This window comes from Streptomyces sp. PKU-EA00015, from assembly GCF_013387495.1.
Taxonomy (GTDB): domain Bacteria; phylum Actinomycetota; class Actinomycetes; order Streptomycetales; family Streptomycetaceae; genus Streptomyces.
Genome location: NZ_JABZEE010000012.1, coordinates 1 through 5,281, shown reverse-complemented (window position 1 = coordinate 5,281; position 5,281 = coordinate 1). Strand labels below are relative to the sequence as shown.

At 67.8% G+C, this 5,281-nt stretch carries 4 protein-coding genes; 3 read left to right on the top strand and 1 reads right to left on the bottom strand.

The genetic code is table 11. The features are described from left to right. Positions 1-1,011, bottom strand: a 1,011-nt coding sequence (locus tag HW130_RS11960; RefSeq protein WP_177149490.1) for an Hsp70 family protein, incomplete at its 3' end; no start/stop codon positions are given. Positions 1,012-1,233: 222 nt separating this feature from the next. Here HW130_RS11960 and HW130_RS11955 point away from each other — a divergent pair. From HW130_RS11955 to HW130_RS11945, 3 genes are all read left to right on the top strand, one after another. Then, positions 1,234-1,755, top strand: coding sequence for a sugar transferase (locus HW130_RS11955; RefSeq protein ID WP_177149489.1), 522 nt, complete (start codon positions 1,234-1,236; stop codon positions 1,753-1,755). A gap of 130 nt (positions 1,756-1,885) precedes the next feature. Continuing rightward, positions 1,886-4,153, top strand: coding sequence for a (Fe-S)-binding protein (locus HW130_RS11950; RefSeq protein ID WP_177149488.1), 2,268 nt, complete (start codon positions 1,886-1,888; stop codon positions 4,151-4,153). Between the two features lie 226 nt (positions 4,154-4,379). Continuing rightward, positions 4,380-5,273 carry a Yip1 family protein gene (locus HW130_RS11945; protein ID WP_177149487.1) on the top strand — a complete coding sequence of 298 codons (894 nt, stop codon included), beginning with the start codon at positions 4,380-4,382 and terminating at the stop codon, positions 5,271-5,273. Positions 5,274-5,281: the final 8 nt, after the last annotated feature.

Here is a 5,281-nt window from a genome sequence, read left to right as displayed (position 1 = left end):
GTTCACACCCTTGTTGGCGTCCTTGCCGCCGGTCAGCTCCTTGACGAGCTCGGCGACGGCGGGCATACGGGTCGAGCCGCCGACCAGGACCACGTGGTCGATCTCGGACAGCTGGATGCCGGCGTCCTTGATGACGTTGTGGAACGGGGTCTTGCAGCGCTCGAGCAGGTCGGCCGTCAGCTGCTGGAACTGGGCGCGGGTGAGCTTCTCGTCCAGGTGCAGCGGGCCCTCGGCGGACGCCGTGATGTACGGCAGGTTGATCGTCGTCTCGGTCGAGGACGACAGCTCGATCTTCGCCTTCTCCGCGGCCTCGCGCAGACGCTGGAGAGCCATCTTGTCCTTGGACAGGTCGACGCCGTGGCCGTTGTTGAACTGCTTGACCAGGTAGTCGACGACGCGCTGGTCCCAGTCGTCACCGCCGAGGTGGTTGTCACCGTTGGTGGCCTTCACCTCGACGACACCGTCGCCGATCTCCAGCAGCGAGACGTCGAAGGTGCCGCCGCCGAGGTCGAAGACGAGGATGGTCTGGTCGTCCTTGTCCAGGCCGTAGGCCAGGGCGGCCGCGGTGGGCTCGTTGACGATACGCAGGACGTTCAGACCCGCGATCTCGCCGGCCTCCTTGGTGGCCTGGCGCTCGGAGTCGTTGAAGTACGCCGGGACGGTGATCACCGCGTCGGTGACCTTCTCACCCAGGTACGACTCGGCGTCACGCTTCAGCTTCTGCAGGATGAACGCGCTCATCTGCTGCGGGTTGAAGTTCTTCCCGTCGAGCTCGATCTTCCAGTCCGTGCCCATGTGGCGCTTGACGGACCGGATGGTCCTGTCGACGTTGGTGACCGCCTGACGCTTGGCCACCTCGCCGACCAACACCTCACCGTTCTTCGCGAAGGCGACGACGGACGGCGTGGTCCTGGCACCCTCGGCGTTGGTGATGACGGTGGGCTCGCCGCCCTCCAGAACGCTGACGACGGAGTTAGTCGTGCCCAGGTCGATGCCGACCGCACGTGCCATTTCAATTCCTCCAGCTGACTTGAGTGGAACTGGCTCAAGGATGCCCCACGTCTCCCGATGAGTCAACAGACCTGAGTCGGGGCGACTCAACTTTTATCCGGCGCTTACATGCAGCCTGGTCTCACGCGCGTGGCGCACCCGTTCGGATCGGGGACGGTCTGCGACAGTCATAGTCGCAAAAAACGGTCGATAACCATCATTCGCGACGGAGGGTGGGCGCTCATGCCGGCGAAGCGAGGCGTCGATCTCACAGGCAGCCTCTTCCTGCTGCTGGCACTGTCCCCGGTCCTGCTGAGCCTCGCGGCCGCCGTCGCCGTGACGTCACCGGGACCGGTCCTGCACCGCGCACCGCGCACGGGCCTGGGCGGCCGCCCCTTCCAGAGGCTCACGTTCCGCACGACGCACGCCGGTCACGTCACGGCAGTGGGCAGGCTGCTGCGCCGCCGGTTCCTGGACGGCCTGCCGCAACTGATCAACGTCGTGCGTGGCGAGATGTCGCTCGTCGGACCACCCCCGCTCCCCGTCGAGTCGGCGCCCACGGGCCCGGGGCGCGCCCGCCTCGCCGTACGGCCCGGAATCACCGGCCTGTGGCAGATCAGCGGGCGGTCCGAGCTGCCATGGGAGGAAATGACGGTGCTCGACCTGCATTATGTGGAGCAGCACTGGCTTGGACTCGACCTGATGATCCTGGCCAGAACGGTCCCCACCGCGGTCGCCGGGCGCCCTCCGGTCAGGGTTGCCTGAGCGACACAGATCACCGCCCAGCCAACTACAGTGCGGCGGAATAAGTGGGTACGCTCAGCACGGACTGAATAAGTTACCGCTTAGTAGTAGTGCTGGATCATCCCACCCTCGCAGGCCCGAGGAGCCCCCAATGCAACTCGCCGCGATCATCGTGTCGCTGACCCTGACCGTGGTCGGCGTTGCGCTCATCTCCCGAGCGGTCGCGCAGATCTACCGGTTCGTCAAGCTCGGTCAGCCCGTGCCCGCGGGCAGCCGTACCGACGACCCCAAGGCCCGGACGATCACCCTGGTCAAGGAGTTCCTCGGCCACACCCGGATGAACCGGTGGGGCATCGTCGGCTTCGCGCACTGGTTCGTCGCCGTCGGCTTCCTGACGCTGCCGCCCACCCTGGTGCAGGCGATCGGGCAGCTCTTCCAGGCGGACTGGGTGCTCCCGGTCGTCGGCGGCTTCCTGCCGTTCGAGCTCTACGTCGAGTTCATCGGCGTCATGACGATCCTCGGCATCGTCGTACTGATGGCGATCCGGCTGCTGAGCCTGCCGTCCCGTGCGGGCCGCAAGTCGCGTTTCGCGGGCTCCAAGGCCTGGCAGGCGTACTTCGTCGAGTACGTGATCCTCACCATCGGTCTGGCGATCTACGTGCTGCGCGGCCTCGAGGGCGCGATCCACCACGTCGAGCACTACGAGGCGGCGTACTTCGCCTCGTACCCCCTGGTCCTGGCCTTCAAGGGCCTGAGCGTGCCGACCCTCCAGACGCTGATCTACTTCACCGCGATGGTCAAGGTCAGCACCTCCTTCATCTGGGCCATCACGATCTCGCTGAACACCAACATGGGTGTGGCCTGGCACCGCTTCCTCGGCTTCCCGAACATCTGGTTCAAGCGCAACGCCGACGGCGCCAGCGCCCTGGGCGCGCTCCAGCCGATGACGTCGGGCGGCAAGCCGATCGACTTCGAGGACCCGGGCGAGGACGACGTCTACGGCGTCTCCCAGGTCGAGCAGTTCTCCTGGAAGGGCATCCTCGACTTCTCCACCTGCACCGAGTGCGGCCGCTGCCAGTCGCAGTGCCCCGCCTGGAACACCGGCAAGCCGCTGTCCCCGAAGCTCCTGATCATGTCGCTGCGCGACCACGCGCACGCCAAGGCCCCGTACCTGCTGGCCGGCGGCGGCAAGACCATGGAGGGCGAGGAGAAGGCGTCCGAGGAGCAGCTGAAGGACGTCCCCGCCGCGGCCCTCGCGGAGGCCGAGCGCCCGCTGATCGGCACGCTGGAGGAGAACGGCGTCATCGACCCGGACGTCCTGTGGTCCTGCACCACCTGCGGCGCCTGTGTCGAGCAGTGCCCGGTCGACATCGAGCACATCGACCACATCGTCGACATGCGCCGCTACCAGGTCATGATCGAGTCCGCGTTCCCGTCCGAGGCGGGCACGATGCTCAAGAACCTGGAGAAGAAGGGCAACCCCTGGGGGCTCGCCAAGAAGCAGCGCGTGGAGTGGACCAAGGAGGTCGACTTCGAGGTCCCGATCGTCGGCAAGGACGTCGAGGACCTCACCGAGGTCGACTACCTCTACTGGGTCGGCTGCGCCGGTGCTCTGGAGGACCGCGCCAAGAAGACCACCAAGGCCTTCGCGGAGCTGCTGCACATGGCGGGCGTCAAGTTCGCGATCATGGGCGGCGAGGAGAAGTGCACCGGCGACTCGCCCCGCCGTCTCGGCAACGAGCCGCTGTTCCAGCAGCTCGGCCAGGAGAACGTCGCGATGCTGAACATGGCGTTCGGCGAGGACGACGAGGACGAGTCGACGAAGAAGCCGAAGTCGGCGAAGAAGATCGTCGCCACCTGCCCGCACTGCTTCAACACGATCGCGAACGAGTACCCGCAGCTGGGCGGCGAGTTCGAGGTCATCCACCACACCCAGCTGCTCCAGCACCTCATCGACGAGGGCAAGCTGATCCCGGTCACGCCGGTCGACGGTCTGATCACCTACCACGACCCGTGCTACCTGGGCCGCCACAACAAGGTCTACACGCCCCCGCGCGAGATCATGTCGGCCGTCCCGGGCCTGCGCCAGCAGGAGATGCACCGCCACAAGGAACGGGGCTTCTGCTGCGGCGCCGGCGGCGCGCGGATGTGGATGGAGGAGCGCATCGGCAAGCGCATCAACACCGAGCGCGTCGACGAGGCCCTGTCCCTCAACCCGGACATCGTCTCCACCGCCTGCCCGTTCTGCCTCGTCATGCTCACGGACTCCGTGAACGGCAAGAAGAACGACGGCCAGGCCAAGGAGTCCCTCCAGGTCGTCGACGTCGCCCAGCTGCTGCTCGACTCCGTCAAGACCCCGGTCGACCCGGCGGGCGAGGCCGAGACCGAGACCACGCCGGAACCGGAGCCGGTGAAGTAGCCGTCTTCCCGTAGGAACAGCGAGCGGCCGGACCTGCCTCGGGGGCAGGACCGGCCGCTTCTGTCATATCCCCCGCCGTCCCCTCCCACCGTCCCTGACCTCGGCGAAGGGGTACGGGGGCCGGCCCCCCGGGGTTCCCCTAGGGGATGTCACAGCTCGGCAGCAAAGGCCCCCGGTTCCCGGTCCGCCGTCACCCGGCGTGCGCGGACCGGGTACGTTCGATTGCGTGGCTGGATTCAGGATCGGACGCGGCCGGGACAACCGCACCCCGCGACAACAGCAGGCGCCCCAGGCGCCGCCGCCCTACACGGGCGGCGGCCGTGCCGCGCCTCCGTACGGACAGCAGGCCCCGCAGTGGCCCCGGACGAGCGGCGGGCCTCAGCAGTATCAGCAGCAGCGCCGCCAGGGCGGGTACGACGAGCCGGAGTACTTCGGCGACCCGTACCACCAGGCGCCGCCGGCGCCCGACCCGTACGCGGCCAACCACCCGGGCCACACACAGGCGTTCAGCGTCCACGACGATGTGTACGGCGACGGCGCCACCTACCACGCCGGCGCGGCCCCTGCCGCGCCCGCGGGCCCGCGCCTGCACTGGAAGCAGCTGCTGAGCGGCATCGTGATGCGCCCGGGCCCGACCTTCCTGCAGATGCGCGACTACCCGGTGTGGGGCCCCGCGCTCGTCGTCACCTTCCTCTACGGCCTGCTCGCGATCTTCGGCTTCGACGAGCCGCGCGAGGAGGCGATCAACGCGACGATCTCCACCGCGATCCCGTACGTGCTGAGCACGGGCGTCACGTTCGTGATCAGTGGCCTGATCCTCGGCGCCGTGACCCACACGCTGGCCCGCCAGTTCGGCGGCGACGGCGCGTGGCAGCCGACGGTCGGCCTCTCCATGCTGATCATGTCCATCACGGACGCACCGCGCCTGGTCTTCGCCCTCTTCCTGGGCGGCGAGAACTCCCTGGTGCAGGTGCTGGGCTGGCTGACGTGGCTGGCCGCCGGGGCTCTGTTCACCTCGATGGTCAGCAAGTCCCACGACCTGCCGTGGCCGAAGGCCCTCGGCGCCTCGGCGATCCAGCTGATCGCGCTGCTGTCGATCATCAAGCTCGGCACGATCTGATCCGGGCA